The sequence below is a fragment of the Amycolatopsis samaneae genome (genome assembly GCF_039541975.1).
Taxonomy (GTDB): Bacteria; Actinomycetota; Actinomycetes; order Mycobacteriales; family Pseudonocardiaceae; genus Amycolatopsis; species Amycolatopsis samaneae.
In genome coordinates this window covers 265,934-282,381 of the sequence record NZ_BAABHG010000008.1, presented here as the reverse complement: position 1 = coordinate 282,381, position 16,448 = coordinate 265,934, and the positions used below count along the sequence as shown (strand labels likewise).

Sequence of the window (16,448 nt, the reverse complement as noted above, 5' to 3'; positions counted from 1 at the left end):
CCTAACGGTCGGGTCCCGCGGGCGCGTCGTCGCCGGACCCCTCGGTGGACTCGGTCACAGGGCCCGGCCGCTCCGGCCGCGGCGCGGACTCGTCGACGGGCTGGTCGGGCGCGACGTCCTCGGGCAGCTCGAGACCGAGTTCCGCGTCGGCCTCCGCGTCGAACTCCTCGTCGTATTCGGCGTCGTACTCGACCGCGGCCCCGGCCCCCGCGCCGTCATCCCGGCCTTCGTCGTCCCCGTTTTCGTCGTCCCCCACCTCTAGGCTGTCCGGTAGGGGGCCTTCGAACGGAGCGAACGGTCCATTCGCTCCGTCGCCGTCGACGTCCTCCGCCTCGGCATCGAGGTCTTCGCCCTCGTCTCCGTCCTCTTCGGACGCTTCTTCTCCCGCGTCAGCGGTGTCAGCGGTGTCGCCAATGTCCGCGGCCTCGTCCGAGTCGTCGGCGGTTTCGGCGGTTTCGGGCAGCTCCTCGGCGAGTTCCGCGGGCGGTCGGGCCGGGGCGTGCGGCCCGGCGAAGAACGTCACGAACCCGCCGGGGATGACGATCCAGCAGAAGGCCACGATCGAGGCGACGCCGACCGGGATGCTCACCGGGTCGAACGGCCCGTCGGCGAGCCGCCCGCCGGCGAGGGTGCCGAGTACGACGCAGCCGAAGCCGACCACCGCGCCCGCGACGGCGACGGTGCGCACCCGTGCCGCGGGGTCCTCGTCGATCCGGCGGACCGACCAGCCGACGAGCGCGCCGGCGAGCGCGGGCAGGACGAGCAGCACGGGCCACCACGACGCCGGGTGCTCGGGGAAGCCACCGAGCAGCGGCACTCCCGGCACCGGCCCGCCGGAGGAGCCGAAGATACCCGAGGTGGCCGTGCCGACGGAGAACCCAGGACCGGTCATGAACGACAGCGCGGCCACGACCGCGTTGGGCAGGTAGAGCAGCGAAAGCAGCAGGAGCCCGAAACCGCTCCCGGCGCCCGTCCCGAACAGTTTGTCCACTGTGGACACCGAGAGCACGGTGGCGAGCGCGAACACGAGCGCGCCGCCGAGCACCAGCGCGGCGAGACCGAGCGCGCCGGCGCGGAGCCCGCGCACGGCGAGCGGGTCGAGCCGCCCGCGCACGACGTCCGGCAGGCCGCAGCGGCGGACGACGCCGACCGTCGCGGACAGCCCGGCGAACAGGCCGGGCACCACGAAGGCGGTGAACGGGTTCGCGGAGACCGGGGCGCCGAGCGAGAGGAGGGCGACGAGCAGGCCGAAGGTGGCGTGCGCGCCGGCGATGGTGGCGATCACCGGGACCGCCCGGCGGGCGCTCCGGCAGCCGAGCCGTCGCGCGGCGCGGGAGGCGGCCCGCGCCGTCAGCAGGACCACGCCGATGGTGGGCAACAGCGGCAGTACTCCGAGTGGGTGACCGCCGAGGTCGAGCCGCACCTGGTGCGCGGCGAGCCAGCCGGGGCCGGCGGCGAGCAGGGCGCCCGCAGCCGAGAACGTCGCCCGTTCCGCGGTCAGCGTGACGAGCGCGAGCAGCGTGGCGACCACGGCATAGCCGGTGACCAGCGGACCGAGGGCGGCGGCGAGCAACACCCGCGCCCGCTTCGCCGGGGTGACCGTGCCGGGCCCGGGGTCGCTCACCGGCTCGTCGCCCGGCGGGCGTTCGGGTCGGGTGAGCAGCTCCATGATCGCCACCCTGACATCCGGACTGGGCCGTCCGGGTGAGCCACGCCGCCCGTCCGGGGCGTGGGGAACCTAACCCACCCGGTCGGGGCAAGACCCCGAAAAGACCGACACCCACTGTGACATCGCCGGAGCGAGGGTCACAGTGGGCGCGGGTGTTGCCGGTCGGTGGCTCAGCCCTGTTTGCCGAACCCGCCGGGCGGGGTGCCCGGGTTCTGCTGCTCGCCCGAAGACGAGGAGGGCTGCTGGAAGAACTGGCCCTGCTGCGGCGCGTAGGTCGTGGCCTGGGACGGCGGCGGGGTGGGCGGCGTCGGCGGGGTGTAGCTCGCCGGCTGGGAAAACGGCGCGGACGGCTCACCGGCCGCGGCGACCGGGCCCTGCGGCGCCTGCGGCTGCCCCGGCTGCTGGGCGTACTGCTGCGGCGAGGGCTGGGCGAACTGGGTCGTCCCCTGCGGCTGTCCCGGCTGGCCGAACTGCTGGCCGTACGGGGCCTGCGGCGCGGCGGGCTTCGGCGCGGGCGGCTTGATGACACCGTGCTCGAGCAGCAGCGCGCCGACCGCGAGCAGCATCTGCAGGATGCCGAGGATGAAGATCACCGTGACGATGCCGGGGACGGAGACACCTTCGCGGACACCGATGATGTCGTCCAGCGTCTCGAACGCGCCGAGCAGGCTGAACAGCGCGGCGAACGGCAGCGCCTTCGGGCCCTTCGGCAGCACGTAGAGCGCGGCGAGCAGACCACCCACGAGCAGGAAGAGCGTCTCCTGCCCGACGACGCTCGCCTCGTCGGAGAAGCCGATGAAGTACTGCACGACGCCGAGCACCGTCACGGCGAGCGAAAGCAGCATCGGCAGGTTCTGCGGGATCGCGACGCCCGCCGCCGCGGGCGGCGGGGGCTGCGGGGGCGCCTGCGGCGGGAAGGCGCCCGAGTGGGGCGGGGTGCTGGGCGGCTGCTGGCCGCCACCCTGCTGGGGGTAGCCAGGCCCACCACTGGGGAAGGTCATCGATGCTCTCCTGTCGCTCGACCGGCAACCCCGGGGCGCGCCGGTACTCCGGGGACGGAACGTGGCGGCTGTGCGCACCGGACGCTAGCGCACCCGGGGGCAAGCCTCTGTACGGGCCGTGAGACGTCCGGTTCACCCGATCGGTTCACATGGGCCAGGACACAGACGAGGGCCGGGCACCCATTGTGGTGCCCGGCCCTGTCGGTTCGCTGTGTGGAAGCGGCTTTTGCTCCACTCAGTGGAGGGAGTTGTACAGCTCCCGCGCGAGTACGGCGGTCTCGCTCGGCGTCTTGCCGACCTTGACGCCCGCGGCCTCGAGGGCCTCCTTCTTCGCGGCGGCCGTGCCGGAGGAGCCGGAGACGATGGCGCCGGCGTGGCCCATGGTCTTGCCCTCGGGCGCGGTGAAGCCCGCGACGTAGCCGACGACCGGCTTGGTGACGTTGGCCTTGATGTAGTCGGCCGCGCGCTCCTCGGCGTCGCCGCCGATCTCGCCGATCATCACGATGACCTCGGTCTCGGGGTCGTTCTGGAACGCCTCGAGCGCGTCGATGTGCGTGGTGCCGATGACCGGGTCGCCACCGATGCCGACGGCAGTGGAGAAGCCGATGTCACGCAGCTCGTACATCATCTGGTAGGTCAGCGTGCCGGACTTGGACACCAGGCCGATCTTGCCCGCGCCGGAGATGTCGGCCGGGATGATGCCCGCGTTGGACTTGCCGGGGCTGATCACGCCGGGGCAGTTCGGCCCGATGATGCGGGTCTTGTTGCCCTTGGCGACCGCGTGCGCCCAGAAGTAGGCCGAGTCGTGCACCGGGATGCCCTCGGTGATGACCACGGCGAGGCCGATCTCGGCGTCGATCGCCTCGATGACCGCGTCCTTGGCGAACTTCGGCGGCACGAAGATGACCGACACGTCGGCGCCGGTCTCCTTCATGGCCTCCTCGACCGTGCCGAACACGGTGAGTTCCTTGCCCTCGATGGTGACCTTCTGGCCGGCCTTGCGGGCGTTCACGCCACCCACGATGTTGGTGCCGGACTTGATCATCTTGGTCGCGTGCTTCGTGCCCTCGGAGCCGGTGAGGCCCTGCACGATGACCTTGCTGTTCTCGGTGAGGAAGATCGACATGTCACGCACCTGCCGCGGCGAGCTCGGCGGCCTTGTCGGCCGCGTTGTCCATTGTGTCCACCACGGTGACCAGCGGGTGGTTCGCGTCGGCGAGGATCTGGCGGCCCTCGACGACGTTGTTGCCGTCCAGGCGGACGACCAGCGGCTTGGTGGCCTCGTCGCCCAGGATCTTCAGCGCCTCGACGATGCCGTTCGCCACCGCGTCGCAGGCGGTGATGCCGCCGAAGACGTTGACGAACACGCTCTTCACGTCGGTGTCGTTGAGGATGACGTCCAGCCCGGCCGCCATCACCTCGGCGGACGCGCCGCCGCCGATGTCGAGGAAGTTGGCGGGCTTGACGCCGCCGTGCTTCTCACCCGCGTAGGCCACGACGTCCAAAGTGGACATCACGAGGCCCGCGCCGTTGCCGATGATGCCGACCTCGCCGTCGAGCTTGACGTAGTTGAGGTCCTTGGCCTTGGCCTTGGCTTCGAGCGGGTTCTCGGCCTGCTTGTCGACGAGCTCCTCGTGCGCCGGGTGGCGGAAGGAGGCGTTCTCGTCGAGGGTGACCTTGCCGTCGAGGGCGATGATCTTGTCCTGCGGGTCACGGACCAGCGGGTTGACCTCGACCAGGGTGGCGTCCTCGGAGACGAAGGTCTCCCAGAGCTTCACGACCACGTCGGCGGCTTCGTCGATGATCTCGGCCGGGAAGTTTCCGGCCTTCAGGATCTCGAGCGCCTTCGCCTTGTCGACACCGGTGATCGCGTCGACCGGGATCTTCGCGAGCGCGTCGGGGCGCTCGACCGCGAGCTGCTCGATCTCCATGCCGCCCTCGGAGGACGCCATCGCCAGGAACGTGCGGTTCGCCCGATCCAGCAGGAAGGAGAAGTAGTACTCGGACGAGATGTCCGAGGCTTCGGCCACGAGCACGCGACGCGTGATGTGGCCCTTGATGTCGAGGCCGAGGATGGCTTCCGCCTTCTCCTTCGCCTCGTCCGGCGTCTGGGCCAGCTTGACGCCGCCCGCCTTCCCACGGCCGCCGACCTTCACCTGCGCCTTGACGACGACCTGGTTACCGATCTGCTCCGCGGCGGCCTTGGCTTCTTCGGGGGTGCTAGCCACCGAGCCCGGCAGAACCGGTACTCCGTGGGCGGCGAAGAGATCCCTCGCCTGGTACTCGTAGAGGTCCACTACTCCAGTCTCCTGACGACACGCCACTGTGGTGGTCCGTTGCCGGACCGCGCTGTCGGACCAGTCGAGGTTAGCGACCTGCGCAGACGCAGGGGACTCCGCACCTGGTGAAGTCGGTCACCGTACGCGGTCAGGTGGTGCTTCACCGGTGTGAGAACGCACACCGGAGAGCCAGCCGACGACTTCTTCCGCGGTCTCGAAGGCCCGCACAGGGCGGCGCTCGACACCGTCGGGTGCGGCGCCGAGCACGAAAAGGTGCACCTCGGGCGACAACGCGTCCAGCCCGGCGAGGGCGGCGCCGGCGCCGGGCGCCACCACGACGCCGAGCACGTCGGGGTCCTCCTGGTCGGCGGTGCGGACGAGCTGCTCGGCGGTGCCGAGCGCGCCGGCATGGACGACCTCCATGCCCTCGTCGCGCAGCAGGCGGCCGAGCAGCGCCGCGTCCGGCCCGCCCTCGCCGATCTCGGCGAGCAGGACCCGCGGCGGCGGTCCGCTCACGACCGCCGCCGTGCGCCGCCGAGGGCCGTCCCGGCCGCGACGAGCGCGGCCGCCAGCGTCCCGAGGGCGAGCCAGAATCCGGTCGCCGGTCGCGCGTCCGCGAGCGCCGAGCCGACGAGCGGGTACTCGGCCGCGTGCGCCGCGGCCAGCAGCGCCACGCCGAGCAGCCCGGCCGCGGCCGGGCCGGGGCGGGAGCGCGGCGCCAGCGCCAGCGAGCCGAGGACCACCGCGAGCGCGGTCAGCAGTCCCCCGGACGCGGTGCCGAAGTTCGTCCACAGTCCCGGCGGGGTGTATCCGGAGGCGGTGAAGACCGGCAGGCCGAAGGCCGCGACCGCGAGCACCGCCGCCGCGACCACCGGCGTCAGCACCGCGCCGCCCGCCCGCGGGGCCTCGGTTCCGGTGTCCTCGCGTTCCACGACTCCGGCGGCCACCGTGGCCGCGGCCGTGCACAGGGCGAGCACGAGCGCCGCGACGGTCCACCCGACGCCCGCGCCGAGGTCGTACCCGATCACCGTCTGCCCGGCGTCCGCGCCGAACCCGGTGAGGTTGCTCGCCTCGGTGGCGGTGACCGCCGTGCCGAGCACGGCCGTGCCCGCGAGCACGACCGCCGCCCACCCCACCGCGAGCACCGGGCGGACGGCACCCGCGACGGACGGGACCAGCATGAGCAGGCCGAGCACGAGCAGCAGCACCGCCACCGCCAGCAGCAGCCAGCGGGCAGGACTCTCCGGCGGCGGGCCGGTGAGCACGGCCCCGGCCCTGCTGACCAGCTGCGGGGCGAACGCGCCGATCGCCGCGGCGATCGCCGTCAGCACCGCCAGTCCGCCGGACGCGCACCGCCACCAGAAGAGACCGGGCAGCCGCGCTTCCCCGGCCAGATCGTCCCCGGCCTCCCGGCCACCCTCGGGCACGGTCAGGCGGGTGCCGGACAGCAGCAGCACGGCGAGCGCCGCGACGACCGCGAGGGCGGGGCCGAAGGCGAGGTGCAGGTTCGCCACCACGAGCCCGGACGCCACCGCGGGCAGGGCGACGCCGAGCACCGCCGCCGCCGCGCCGATCAGGCTGCCCCTGGCGACGCCGTCGGAGGCCGAGGCGAGACCGAGCGCGATCACCAGCGGGAGCGCGCCCGCGAGCAGCAGGAATCCGCCCAGCGCGGGCCACGGGCCCTCGAACGCCGACCGCGCCAGCAGGTAGACGTCGTCGGACCGCACGGGTGCCATCAGCAGCCCGACCGCGGCGGCGACGGCCAGCAACGGCGCCACGAGCCGCCACCGGCGCCGCCCGCCGACGGCCCCGGCGATCTCCGCCCGCTGCCGGGCGGCCCGCGCCGCGGGCACGAGGGCGATCAGGGTGAGCGCGTGCCCCGCCAGCAGCAGCCACAGCCCGGACCCGGCGGCGGTCCGGTCCAGCAACCGCGACGGCAGGTACAGCTCCGGCCGGATGGCCAGCGGTCCCCCGGTCAGCAGCTGCAGGTCCAGCAGCAACCGCCCCGGGGCGAGCGCGGCGAGGCCGAGCACCAGTCCGGCGGCCGTTCCGGGCCGCCCGGCGCGGGCACACCACGTCGCGGCACCCGCCGGGACCAGCGCCAGCACCACGAGCAACGGCCAGGCGGCGAATCCCCGCGACACGTCGGGCGACACCGGCAGCAGCGCCCCGGCCGTCAGCGCGAGCGCGCCGGCGACGACCAGGACCAGCGCCGCGACCAAGGCCGGCGAAGGGCGCCGATCCTCCAGCTCCGCACCAGGCATGGAGGCCGGAGTCAAGCCGCCGTTCGTGGCCGCCGGTTCTCCCGTCGCGGGACGCCGGGGCCGGGCACCGCCCGGACCACGGGTCCCGGACCGGGGTTTCCCGGTCGGGCGGGGCGCGGACGCGGCGGGTGCCGCCGCGGAACGCCCGGCGGTGGTCGTCGCCGCGGAATCCGCCGCACCCGGCTCTTTCTTCTCCGCGTCGGCGCCCTTGATCGGGTCGTCACCTGCGGATTCGTCACTGGACAGCGGATCGGCGGATTCGTCGCCGGAAGGCTCGGCCCGGCCGGACGCGGGGTCCGGCGGCGAGTCCTTCGACGGGGGCCGTGCGCGCGAAGTCATCGCCCGCGACGCTAGCAAGCCGGGCGGTAAGGGCTGTGAGGCCGTGCCGCCGGGGCATTAGCGACCGTCAACATCGCGTGTCGAACGTTTATTCCTCCTCTCCGCCCCGTCAAAGGCCGTTCCACGCCTCCGGAACCGCCGAACGGCCTCTACAGAGCTGTAACCGACGTCACATTCAATGAAGTAGGCGGCGGTTAACTTTGGGTAGTTCCCACAGCTAGCCGCGAGATCGCCGCCGCTCGTTCGGCCCAGACAGGGGACAGATCTTGCCGACAACGGTCTCCCTTCGTTACTGTCCCCCGGTCCCCATTACAGTCAGGTCACAAAGCAGGACACGAGCGAACCACCCCCGAGGTTGGCTCACCGGGTTCCCCCGCCCGAGTCCTCAGGTCTGGCTCCCCGACGATGGAAGGCCCCGTCTTGGCTTCACACCGCTCCCCCGGCGGCCAAGCTCCTTCCCCGGCATTGCAGGACGCACTAGATGGTGCTGTCGTGCGCGTCCGGGGCTCGCATCGGCTCCCCGCGCCGTCCTCGACCCTTCGTGGCCGGGTAGTGGTCGGAGCCGTCGCCGTCGGCGCTTTCGCCGCCGCGGCCGCGGGCCAGACCCTGAAGTCCACCAGCGGGACCGACTCCGAGGCGAAGGTGACCCCCCTGGCCAGCAGCCAGGACGCGAGCGCCGCCTTCACCGCGGGCGGTGCCGCCTCGGGTGGAGCACCCGAACTGCTGCCCACCGGTCACGCCGCCGACGCCTCCACGGAGGCCGCGAAGCTGACCGACAGCGAGCAGGTCACCCAGGCCCGCGAGAAGCGTGAGGCCGACGCCGCCAGGAGAGCCGCCGAGGAAGCCGCGCGCCCCAAGACCTGCGCGCCCGCACACGGCACCTTCAGCTCCGGTTTCGGCGCCCGGTGGGGCACGAGCCACATGGGCGTCGACATCGCCAACGCGATCGGCACCCCGATCTACGCCGCCTCCGACGGCACCGTGATCGACGCCGGGCCCGCCAGCGGCTTCGGCCTCTGGGTCCGCGTGAAGCTGTCCGACGGCACCATCCACGTCTACGGCCACATGAACAGCTTCTCCGTCTCGGTCGGGCAGAAGGTCAAGTGCGGCCAGCAGATCGCCGAGATCGGGAACCGCGGCCAGAGCACCGGCCCGCACCTGCACTTCGAGGTGTGGAAGAACGGGACGACGAAGATCGACCCCCGCCCGTGGCTCGCCGAGCGCGGCATCGAACTCTGAACCGGCGCGCTTCGCATCACGCGGGCGCCTGATCGCCCGCGACACTTCCGAACGACTTGCCACCACGCCCGGTCGCGTCCGGCCAAGGCCTTCCGCGGCCTGAAACGGCCGTAGCGCGCTTGACCGCCGAGGGATGACCCTCGCGACCTCCGGTGGGGCCTCCGGCCTTCTCAGCGCTTTTCCGCGTGCCCGCCGCCGGATCGGTGCCATGACGAGCCGGGCGAGCACCGCCCGCGACGTTTCGCCGGGACGCCACTCTCGTGATCGCCCCCTCGGCACCGCGCCACGCGTCCGATGGGCGCTACCACCGCCCGCCCGGCAACCGCCGGACGAAGTAGCCCACGGCGACCTGCCAGACCGTGCACAGCGACGCCTGCCGCCGAACCGGCCACCAGCCGAACCAGCCGTGCCGCGTCGTTCCCGCCGCCCGTGCCCTGGTGGTCCACCGGCGGCCTCCGCAGGCGACACACCGCCCGTCGCCGCCCAGCTCGTGCATGCGCAACAGCGCTCGCCAGGCGGCGGCCAGGCGGCACGCCTCCGCAGGAGCCTGCCCCGAGCAAGCAGGCCCTCGTGGCGTGGACTCCCCGTGCCCCGGACCCCGATCCGGAGCACCTGTCCCCACCACACCCCGCAAGTACTCCTGTACCCCGCCGGCCAGGAGCCCAAACAAAACCGCGTCCACACCCCGTCTCCCCTCCGGGGTGGCGGACACTGCCAGCCTACCCCATTTCGTCGAACTCGTGTTCGATGAATTCAGGTATAGCGGAGGGGTACGACAGTTCGGGGGACGGTGGGGACGGGGCCGTCGTCACCGGGGGCGGGCCGCCGCCCGGGGGACGGCGGATCGCCTTGGGAGAGCAGGAAAACGTGAACATGCCCGGCGGATGAGCCGCCGGGCATGGTTCACACGGACGAGGGAATCAGAGCTTCACCATCGGCACGCTGCCGATCAGCATCAGCCGGACCTTGCCCGCCGCGCCGAAGTCGATCGTCGCGGTCGCCCTCGGCCCGGTCCCGTCGCAGGAGACGACGGTGCCGAGCCCGTACTTGTCGTGGCTGACCCGGTCGCCGACGTCCAGCTTGAGCGCCACGGTGTCCTTCCAGCCCTTGCCGAACGGGCTGGTGCCCGAAGCACCACCACCCGGCGACGAGAAACCGCCGCCGCCACGACGGCCCCAGGTGGTCGCCGCGCGCGGTGTGCCGCCGCCGGACGAGCCGAAGCCGCTGCCCGAGGGCTCCAGCCGCCGCCAGTCGACGAGCTCCGCCGGGACCTCGTCCAGGAACCGGGACGCCGGGTTGGACTGTGGCTGGCCCCAAGCCGAGCGCACCAGCGCGCGCGAGACGTACAGCCGCTGCCGCGCGCGCGTGATCGCGACGTAGGCGAGGCGCCGTTCCTCGGCGAGCTCCGCCGGATCGCCCAGCGCCCGCATGTGCGGGAAGACGCCGTCCTCCCAGCCGGTGCAGAACACCACCGGGTACTCGAGACCCTTCGCGGTGTGCACGGTCATCAGGGTGACCACCCCGGCGCCGCCGTCGCCCTCGTCACCGCCGTCCGGTGACGGGATGGAATCCGCGTCCGCCACCAGCGAAACGCGCTCCAGGAACGCGGGCAGCGACCCGGGCGCGGGAGTGCCCTCCTCCTCGGCGACGAGCTCGGCGTTCTCGTCGGAGAGGACCTCCGCGGTGAACTCGGCGAACTCCCTGGCCACGGTGACGAGTTCGGTCAGGTTCTCCACCCGCGACGCGTCCTGCGGATCGTCCGACTCCTCCAGCTCGACGCGGTAGCCGGTCCTGTCCAGCACCGCCTCCAGCACGTCGTGCACCTCCGCGCCGGACGCCACGACCTCGCCCAGTTCGTCGAGCAGGGCCACGAAACCGGTGATCGCCTTGGCGGAGCGGGGATTCAGCAGCGGGACCCTGCCCTCGACCGCGTCCCGCAACGCGGCCGCGAAAGAGATCCGCTCCCGCTCCGCGTGGGTCGCGACCACGGCCTCCGCGCGGTCGCCGATCCCGCGCTTGGGCACGTTGAGGATCCGGCGCAGGCTGACCGTGTCCTCCGGGTTGGCCAGCACCCGCAGGTACGCGACCATGTCGCGGACCTCGCGCCGCTCGTAGAAGCGGACGCCGCCGACCACCTTGTACGGCAGCCCGAGCCGGATGAAGATCTCTTCGAAGACCCGGGACTGGTTGTTGGTGCGGTAGAAGACGGCGATGTCGGAGTACTCCGCCTCGCCCTTCTCGGCGAGCGCGTCGATCTCGCCCGCGATGAACGCGGCCTCGTCGTGGTCGTTGTCCGAGACGTAGCCGACGATCTTCGCACCGTCGCCCGAGTCGGTCCACAGCCGCTTCGCGCGCCGGTTCGGGTTGCGCGCGATCACCGCGTTGGCCGCGGACAGGATCGTCTGCGTGGAGCGGTAGTTCTGCTCCAGCAGGACGGTGCGCGCGTTCGGGAAGTCCCGCTCGAACTCCTCGATGTTGCGGATCGTCGCGCCGCGGAAGGCATAGATCGACTGGTCGGCGTCACCCACGACGACCAGCTCGGCGGGCGCGATCCCGGACTCGCTCGGCTCGGTCCCGGCCAGCTCGCGGACCAGGGTGTACTGCGCGTGGTTGGTGTCCTGGTACTCGTCGACCAGCACGTGCCGGAACCGCCGCCGGTAGTACTCGGCGACGTCGGGGAAGGCCTGCAGCATCTCGACCGTGCGCATGATCAGGTCGTCGAAGTCCATCGCGTTGGCCTGCGTGAGCCGCCGCTGGTACTCGCCGTAGACCTCGGCGACGCGCCGTTCCAGGTCGTTGCCCGCGTCGGCGGCCGCCCGCTCCGGATCGACGAGCTCGTTCTTGAGGTTCGAGATGTGCACGGCCAGCGTCCGCGCGGCGTAGCGCTTCGGATCGATGTCCAGATCACGCGCGACGAGGGTGATCAGCCGCTTGGTGTCGTCGGAGTCGTAGATGGAGAAGTTCGACGACATCTCCAGTGTTTTGGCTTCCCGGCGCAGGATCCGCACGCACATCGAGTGGAACGTCGACACCCACATCGCGTTCGCGCGCCTGCCGACGAGCGCGGCGACGCGTTCCCGCATCTCGGCCGCGGCCTTGTTGGTGAAGGTGATCGCCATGATCTCGCCGGGATGCACGCGGCGGGCCGCGAGCAGGTAGGCGATCCGGCGGGTCAGCACCCGGGTCTTGCCCGAACCCGCGCCCGCGACGACCAGCAGCGGCCCACCGGCGTGGGTGACCGCTTCGCGTTGTGCCGGGTTGAGATCCTCGAGCAGCTCGGCGGGCCCGTCCGCGACGGGTGCGGGGCTTTCGGCGGGGAGTTCGAAGAGGGTGTCCATCGCCTGTCCACGCTACCCCGGTGGCGGGAGCTACCGCGCCGGGCGTAGGCGTGGGTGTCGCCTGGTGTCCGACGCGCGGGGCGGTGCCCGCAAGGAGCATCGGGAGCATGGACGAGAAGAAGATCCCCGCGCGGCTGCGCGCCGCGGACGGCGACCGTGAACGGGTCGCCACCGTCATCCAGGCCGCTGGCGCCGAAGGCAGGCTCGGCCTCGACGAGGTCGAGGACCGGCTGACCGCCGTCTACGCCGCCCGCTACACCGACGAACTCGCCGAGCTCACCGCGGATCTGCCCGCACCGGAGCCGAAGCGTCCCCGTCTGCCGCTGACCGCGGACGCGCTGCGCCATCCCGCCCTGCGGGTGCACCTGGCCGCGGTGGTCGCGCTGAGCGTGCTGCTCGTCATCCGCTGGGCGATCTCCGGCGCGCCGTTCTTCTGGCCCGCGATGCCGATGTGCTGGCTCGTGGTCAGTCTCTTCGTGCACGCGCGGATCCGCGGTTTCCGCTCGAGGGGACGCGGTGCTGTGCCATACTGATTCTCGTGCGGCGCTACGCGGAGCGATTTTTTTACGGGACCCGGACTCCGGCTCCCGTGATCGCGTAGTGCCCGAAACCGCAGTCACATCCAGCCCCGGAGTCCTCGGACCCGGGGCTTCGCCGTCCCAGGGACGAGCGAGGTTCCGGACTTCAGAGAGGTCCCCATGAACACGCAGGCCCAGAACGCCGGAGAGCCGACCGAGGCCGAGGTCCCCCCGGCCGACGACATCTCGTCGCTCCGCGAGGAGATCGACTGGCTGGACGCGGAGATCCTGCGGCTGGTCAAACGCCGCGTGGAGGTGTCGAAGACGATCGGCGCGGCCAGGATGGCGGCGGGCGGCACCCGCATCGTCTACAACCGCGAGATGGACGTGCTCGCCCGCTACCGCGAGCTGGGCCCGGAGGGCCGCCAGCTGGCGATGGCGCTGCTGAACCTCGGCCGCGGCAGGCTGGGCCGCTAGGTCCGGAGAACTCAGGGTCTTCCCCGAGCCACGTGCCGCCGCGCCCGGGCACACTGGTGGTGACCGGTGACCCCCGCCGGGGCCGCGGCGGCCGGCGTCGCCCCTGTGACGTCACTTTCCGGCGGTGGCCGCACGGCGTGCCCTGGCGGTCCGATCGCGGCGGACGCGATAGACAAACCAGGCAAACGCGGCAGACAGGCAGGAGAGCCATGATCAACATCATCGCCGTCGTCATCGCGATCGCGAGCGTGCTCGCCACACTGGGCCATCTGGGTTACCTGGCCCTGCTGAACAACGCGGCGGGTAAGCGAGCGGGCGGCGCGCCGATCGCCCAGTACGTCCGCAGCCGGTGGGCGCTCGCGGGTGGCACCACCGCCGCCTCGCTGTTCGCCTGGCTGCTGACCAGCGGCGGACCGTTCCTCGACGTCGTTTCCATGATCATCGCCGTCGGCAGCGGCGCGGTCGCGACGAAGGCGCTTCAGTCGACTCAGGCGAAGTACCGCAGCGGAGGGTAAGGAGCGGGAGCAGGTGTTATAGCACTCCGTAGCGTTGGTCGCGCCCATTTGGCCGCGCCCGGTCGGGTGAATCATCTGCAACTTGCAGGATCGGAGGAGACTTCGGCCGCCGGTCCTCTTAGGGTGGTCCGCGTGAGGACCCTTGCGTCTGGGTCGGGCGATGCCCGAGAGGCGCGCGGGGACAATGTCCCTGCGCGCCCCCTCTCGTATGCGCGTGCAGATGCTCAGGAGTCCGCCCGTGATTCCGCGCGTGAGCACAGTGCTCCGTTCGGCTTAACCGTGGCCGCGGCGGCGTCAGGGCGGACCGCCGGAAGGGTCGGTCCGATATGACCGTCGGGGCGGAACACCCAGGACACGGCAGGGCGACAGGCGGCGCGCATCCGGGCAGGCACCGGGCGGGCGCGGCGGGCACCTGGACACCACCGGTGCAGCCACGTCACGGTGGCACGCGGCACCGCCGGGCCGCCGAGCCGATCGATCCGCCGGCGACCGGTTCCCTCCCCCTGCCGCCGCAGCGCACACCCGACCCCGGCCGGGGATCGACGTCCGGTTACCTCGGCGCGCACGGGAGCCTGCCGCTTCCCGCGCCGCTCCCCCAGCCACAGCGGGTCCGCCAGGCGCGTCCCGTTCCCCCGCCTCCGCCCGCGGCACCCGCCGACGAGCCGCCCGCCCGCGTCCAGGTCTCGTTCGCGGCGCCGGCCAGGGAGCGCGAACGGCAGCAGGCCCCGCGCGCCCTGGTGAAGCTGACACCGCCGCCCCCTCGGCCCGCGGTGCCGGAGGAGGACGACGTCCGGGTCTACCTCGCCCCGCCCGCCGACGGGCTCGGCACCTTCGACCTCGGTTCGGTGCCCGCCTCGGTCACCCCGCCGAAGACCTGGCGCAAGGCGGCGTGGTTCGCCACCGGCGCGTCCGGGGCCGTCGTGATCGGCCTGCTGTTCGCCGGGACGCTGCTGGTCGGCAAGCCGGAGACCGAGCAGGCCAGCCAGGGCGGCTGGCCCGGTTACCGCGGCGGCGCCCCGGTCGTGAGCGAGGACCCGTCGTCCCAGACCTCGTCGGGACAGCGCGGCGGCACCGGCGGGCACCCGAGCAGCGGACGCCCCGGGCAGGCGGTCGGCAACACGAGCAACGTGCCGGGCGGCGCCACCCCCGGCACGTCGGGCACCTCGGAGAGCCTGGGCAGTCCGGTCGCCGACCCGGCGGGCACACCGCTGGGCACGTCGACACCGAGGCCCGGCAGCCCGTCGTCGCCGTCGGCGAGCCGTTCGCCGCAGAAGCCGCCGATCACCGACGCCGAGCGGACCACCACGCCGCCGCCCGTCTGGTACACCGCGCCGCAGAACGCGCAGGCCATGGGGGACAACTCCGAGAAGTTCTTCAACACGGTCACCACCAATCCCGCCGAGGCCTCCTCGGTGACCACCGGCGAACTCCACGACCAGGGACCCCAGCGGCTGTCCGAGCGCTACTCCGACGTCGCCTACTTCGAGGTCAAGAAAGTCGCCATCGACCAGCGGAAATCGCAGACGGTCAACACGGTCGAGGTCACGCACAAGGACGGCACCAAGACCATCGAGCAGCACACGCTGAAGTTCGGTGACGGAGACAAGATCACCAGCGACGGCCGGTAACCGTTACCTGCAAGTGCACGCTTCCCGTTCCGATGCACGTGCGGTGCGCCGAACGGTATCCCCTGGTCCGGGTGGGTGACATAAGCTGCCGTTCGTCGTATCGCGACGGCATCCCGGCGACAGGCTCTGGTAGTTGCCGTCCGCGCAGGGTTACCTGACGACAGCGGGTCCGGAACCGACCACAAATCGGCCATCCGGCCCAGCGGCGGCGGCCGAACGGCCCACCGTCGTTCCCCGGAACCCAGAGCGAGGACTTCGTGCTTGACCGACAGCGCACACGGCGTGAACCGGACGCCGTCCGCGTCGAGGACGTGATACCGGCCGAGATCCTCGGCGATGTCGACGCCGCCGACCGTGCCTATCTCGAGCAGGTGTTCCGCGAGCCGCAGAAGTACCTGCCGCCGCGCAAGCAGCCCGACGCCGCGGCCGAGGCCGCGCGGGAGGCCACCGGCGACGTACCGGAGAACCGGTTCGCCCGCCGCGCGAAGCTGGCCGGGCTCGCCATGGCGGGCGGGCTGGTCGCCGCCGCGGTGGTCGTCGCGCCCTCGCTCACCGGGTCGCTCCGTCCCGCCACCGTCTCCGACACCCCCACCATGCCCGCCGGGTTCAGCGGGGCCGCCGCGCTCGGTGGCCGCGCCGTCCCGCAGCAGCACCACGCCGACGGCGGCACCACCTCCGGTCAGCTGGACACCACGAGCCGCGGCTCCCGCCCCGAGCCCTCGTCGTCCGCGCCGGCACCGGGAACGGGGCGGCCCCCGACGGCCACGCCGTCGAGCAGTTCCGCGCCCACCAGCTCCGCCACGCCGTCCGCGCCGAAGACACCGGCCGCCAAGCTGGAAGCGGTGAAGCGCTTCTACGCGACGATCGGCCGGGACACGCAGGGCGCCCTCGCCCAGCTGACACCGGCACTGGCCGGCGGCGAACCCGGCGATCTCGTGCGGGCCTGGAGCGCGATGGACGCCATCGACGTGCAGGAAAAGGACACCCAGGTGCAGCCGGACGGTTCCGTGCTCGCCGTCGTCACGCTGCGCCAGCCCGACGGCAGCCTGCTGCGGGTCACCCAGCTGCTCCGGTTCGCCGAGAACACCGCCGGTCTGATCGCCGACGCCAGGGTCCTGTCGGCCCAGTACATGTGAGTCCGCGGGGCCAGGACAGGTCGTTCGGACTGTGCCGAGTGTGTG

14 protein-coding genes are annotated in these 16,448 nt (G+C 72.4%); 6 read left to right on the top strand and 8 right to left on the bottom strand.

Annotated features, from left to right (window positions below):
- Position 1: 1 nt before the first annotated feature.
- The 6 genes from ABD987_RS22645 to ABD987_RS22620 all read right to left on the bottom strand — a co-directional run bounded on the left by ABD987_RS22645 (position 2) and on the right by ABD987_RS22620 (position 7,552).
- Positions 2-1,669 carry a cell division protein PerM gene (locus ABD987_RS22645; RefSeq protein WP_345396969.1) on the bottom strand — a complete coding sequence of 556 codons (1,668 nt, stop codon included), beginning with the start codon at positions 1,667-1,669 and terminating at the stop codon, positions 2-4.
- 170 nt (positions 1,670-1,839) lie between these two features.
- Positions 1,840-2,670, bottom strand: a complete 831-nt coding sequence (locus ABD987_RS22640) for a DUF5336 domain-containing protein (RefSeq protein ID WP_345396966.1) — start codon at positions 2,668-2,670, stop codon at positions 1,840-1,842.
- A gap of 235 nt (positions 2,671-2,905) precedes the next feature.
- The gene (gene sucD / locus ABD987_RS22635; RefSeq protein WP_345396963.1) at positions 2,906-3,796 is read right to left on the bottom strand and encodes a succinate--CoA ligase subunit alpha; all 891 of its coding nucleotides are present in this window, start codon (positions 3,794-3,796) and stop codon (positions 2,906-2,908) included.
- Between the two features lies 1 nt (position 3,797).
- Positions 3,798-4,967 carry an ADP-forming succinate--CoA ligase subunit beta gene (gene sucC / locus ABD987_RS22630; RefSeq protein WP_345396960.1) on the bottom strand — a complete coding sequence of 390 codons (1,170 nt, stop codon included), beginning with the start codon at positions 4,965-4,967 and terminating at the stop codon, positions 3,798-3,800.
- A 117-nt stretch (positions 4,968-5,084) separates the two neighbouring features.
- Entirely contained in the window at positions 5,085-5,465 is a 381-nt protein-coding gene (locus ABD987_RS22625; RefSeq protein WP_345396957.1) for a hypothetical protein, read from the bottom strand.
- The gene (locus ABD987_RS22620) at positions 5,462-7,552 is read right to left on the bottom strand and encodes a hypothetical protein (protein WP_345396954.1); all 2,091 of its coding nucleotides are present in this window, start codon (positions 7,550-7,552) and stop codon (positions 5,462-5,464) included. Before ABD987_RS22620 ends, ABD987_RS22625 begins: the two co-directional genes overlap by 4 nt.
- 552 nt (positions 7,553-8,104) lie before the next feature.
- Here ABD987_RS22620 and ABD987_RS22615 point away from each other — a divergent pair.
- On the top strand, positions 8,105-8,791 hold the full coding sequence (locus ABD987_RS22615; RefSeq protein ID WP_345397522.1) for a M23 family metallopeptidase: 687 nt from the start codon (positions 8,105-8,107) through the stop codon (positions 8,789-8,791).
- A 301-nt stretch (positions 8,792-9,092) separates the two neighbouring features.
- On the opposite strand, the gene ABD987_RS22610 is transcribed toward ABD987_RS22615, so the two are convergent.
- Complete coding sequence (locus tag ABD987_RS22610; protein WP_345396951.1) at positions 9,093-9,287, bottom strand: hypothetical protein; 195 nt, start codon at positions 9,285-9,287, stop codon at positions 9,093-9,095.
- 424 nt (positions 9,288-9,711) lie between these two features.
- Positions 9,712-12,129 carry a DNA helicase PcrA gene (gene pcrA, locus ABD987_RS22605; RefSeq protein ID WP_345396948.1) on the bottom strand — a complete coding sequence of 806 codons (2,418 nt, stop codon included), beginning with the start codon at positions 12,127-12,129 and terminating at the stop codon, positions 9,712-9,714.
- Between the two features lie 107 nt (positions 12,130-12,236).
- On the opposite strand from pcrA, the gene ABD987_RS22600 reads away from it, so the two are divergent.
- From ABD987_RS22600 to ABD987_RS22580, 5 genes are all read left to right on the top strand, one after another.
- Positions 12,237-12,662 (top strand): DUF1707 SHOCT-like domain-containing protein, encoded by a 426-nt coding sequence (locus tag ABD987_RS22600; protein ID WP_345396945.1) that lies wholly within the window; start codon positions 12,237-12,239, stop codon positions 12,660-12,662.
- A gap of 165 nt (positions 12,663-12,827) precedes the next feature.
- Positions 12,828-13,124: a chorismate mutase gene (locus tag ABD987_RS22595; RefSeq protein ID WP_345396942.1), complete on the top strand. Its 297-nt coding sequence runs from the start codon at positions 12,828-12,830 to the stop codon at positions 13,122-13,124.
- A gap of 209 nt (positions 13,125-13,333) precedes the next feature.
- Positions 13,334-13,639, top strand: coding sequence for a hypothetical protein (locus tag ABD987_RS22590; RefSeq protein ID WP_345396939.1), 306 nt, complete (start codon positions 13,334-13,336; stop codon positions 13,637-13,639).
- Between the two features lie 326 nt (positions 13,640-13,965).
- Positions 13,966-15,267, top strand: coding sequence for a hypothetical protein (locus ABD987_RS22585; RefSeq protein ID WP_345396936.1), 1,302 nt, complete (start codon positions 13,966-13,968; stop codon positions 15,265-15,267).
- Between the two features lie 257 nt (positions 15,268-15,524).
- Complete coding sequence (locus ABD987_RS22580) at positions 15,525-16,403, top strand: hypothetical protein (RefSeq protein ID WP_345396933.1); 879 nt, start codon at positions 15,525-15,527, stop codon at positions 16,401-16,403.
- The last annotated feature ends 45 nt before the right edge of the window (positions 16,404-16,448 follow it).